Source organism: uncultured Succinivibrio sp. (assembly GCF_902756765.1).
Taxonomy (GTDB): Bacteria; Pseudomonadota; Gammaproteobacteria; order Enterobacterales; family Succinivibrionaceae; genus Succinivibrio.
This window is the reverse complement of record NZ_CACVSS010000193.1, coordinates 1-2,383: the sequence shown is the minus strand read 5'-3', so window position 1 is coordinate 2,383 and position 2,383 is coordinate 1. Positions and strand designations below refer to the sequence as shown.

The window sequence follows — 2,383 nt, the reverse complement described above, 5'->3', positions numbered from 1 at the left end:
TTAACTCGCCTGTGATATATTTGCGTTATAGATGATTTTGGGTGTGCATTGTGCTTGAAGAAAACTACAGACTTTTATTTGTGCTGACAGACCTTATTCGGAAGTTCGACAGTTGACCTTTTTTTAAATGAAGAAAATAGCTATATAAGACTTTGAAAAGTCTTATTTTTTTATCTCAAAATTTTGTATATTTTATTTGTAATAATGTTTCTAATGTTCTATAATACAAATAGATAACATTGGAGTATTGCATATGTACATCAATATAGTTAAATCTAAGAATGCCGTTAGCTATTATCTTTGTGAAGCCTATAGAACTGCTCAGGGAAAAAGTAAAACCAGAGTTGTTGAATCCCTTGGAAATGCTGAGCATATTAAAGATACATATCATGTTGATGATGCAGAGGCCTGGTGTAGAGAGTATGCAAAACAAAAGACTCAGGAAGCAAAAGTTCTTGCACAGAAAAACAATCGTACTATTTCCATTGAGTTTTCCGAGAGTAAATCAAAATCTGAGGACAGTTCCATCTTTAATGCCGGTTATCTGATTCTCGAGTCTCTTTATCATAGTTTCGGTTTAGGAAATATCTGTGAGGAAATAAAACTCAAACATCCACATATAAAGGGCTTTAATCTCGACCATGTTTTAAGAACCTTACTCTTTGGCAGAATTATTGAGCCTTCCTCCAAACTTGGTCTTACAGAAAATATTCAGAGAAAGTTTCTTGAATCCCATGATATTCAAATCCAGCACATCTATAGAGCCATGGACTTATTGGAACAGCATGAGGACTTGATTCAGAAAAGACTATATCAGTATTCCTCTGCAGCTTTGGGTAAAAGAAATGTTGGCAGACTCTATTATGACTGCACCAACTTCTACACAGAGAAAGAATCTGAAGACTGTGATGTCAAAGGAAAATCAGAAGAGTGGTACAGAGACCATAAACTGCGTAAATACGGTTACTCAAAAGAGCACCGTCCTAATCCCATTGTTCAGATGGGACTCTTTATGGATGGAGACGGTATGCCTTTAGGCTTCTGTATCAATCCGGGTAATACCAATGAACAGGTAACTATCAAACCTTTAGAGCAGAAGCTTATTGATAACTTTATAAAGACAGATATCGTGGTCTGTACTGATGCGGGTTTAGGCTCTACGGAGATGCGTAAATACAATAATGTTACTGAAGATGATCCGCTCTCTCTGCTGGGCTTCAGAGGCAAACGTCATTATATCTGTATCCAGTCAATCAAAAAGCTAAAGAAAGAGCTTAAGGAATGGGCTGTTGCCCCTACCGGCTGGAGCTATCAGCTTAAAAGACATAATGTAACCGAAAAGGTAAAGAACTTTGACTTAAACGCTATTACCGAAGAAAACTACCAGCAGTACTATGATGTTGTTTTCTACAAAGAACGCACCATTGCTGAAGACGGACTGGATCAGCGTCTGATTGCAACGTTCTCACTTAAATACAAAGCTTATCGCGAAAATCTGAGAAACAATAGAGTAAAAAGAGCCAGCAAAATTATAAAGAATGGAACCTATGATTCGGAAAATGAGCTAAGTCCCAAGAATCTGATTAAAACCACCTATATGACAGAAGATGGTCAGGAAGCAACCTTCTCTAAAGCAGAAATCGATTTAGAAAAAGTTGAGACTGATAAACTTTACGATGGCTTCTACTGTATTGCCACCAATCTCTTTAAAGAGGAATGCTCTGTACAGGAGGTCGTTGCCATTCAGGACAGAAGATGGGAAATTGAGGAGTGTTTTAGAATCATGAAAACAGACCTACGTTCCCGTCCTTTCTATCATAATAAAGACACCAGAATTAAAGCTCATTTCCTGACCTGCTTTACAGCATTACTTTTACTAAGAGGTCTGGAACGCAGGATTGCGGATAACAGCAAAGAGAATGACCGTTATCCTGATGGTAAGTACACAATATCAGAATTACTTGAGGCGCCGCCGAAGGTCAGGCATATGTACCTGACTATAAGAACAGTGAGGTTATAACAGAGCTTCTAAGAATATTTGAGCTAGAGGAATTCACAAGACAGGTTGTGATGAAAGATGATCTCAAAAAAATTTTGAAAAAAATTAAAAACTCTCCAGAAATGATAACAGACGAATAAAGATAGGAATATCGTTGAAGCTTTTAATATCAAGGAGAGCTAAACAAAAACATTAGTACAACTGTCGAACTCCGGATATCCTTATATCAGAGTAGTCAAAAAATTTTATATTCATAGTTTTTCTAAATCATTTTTTGAGTCTTACCCCATTTTTTTTGAGCTTATGATCAAAAGATGCCTTCCAGAGTAGTAACATATGGATAATTCAAAGAATTATTTTTTAAATTAACCAGTTCACAAGGAT

The 2,383-nt window shown here is 36.5% G+C and carries 1 protein-coding gene; it reads left to right on the top strand.

The window, feature by feature from the left end; translation table 11 throughout:
• Positions 1 to 253: 253 nt before the first annotated feature.
• Positions 254 to 2,020 (top strand): IS1634 family transposase, encoded by a 1,767-nt coding sequence (locus QZU45_RS12305; RefSeq protein ID WP_295355712.1) that lies wholly within the window; start codon positions 254 to 256, stop codon positions 2,018 to 2,020.
• The last annotated feature ends 363 nt before the right edge of the window (positions 2,021 to 2,383 follow it).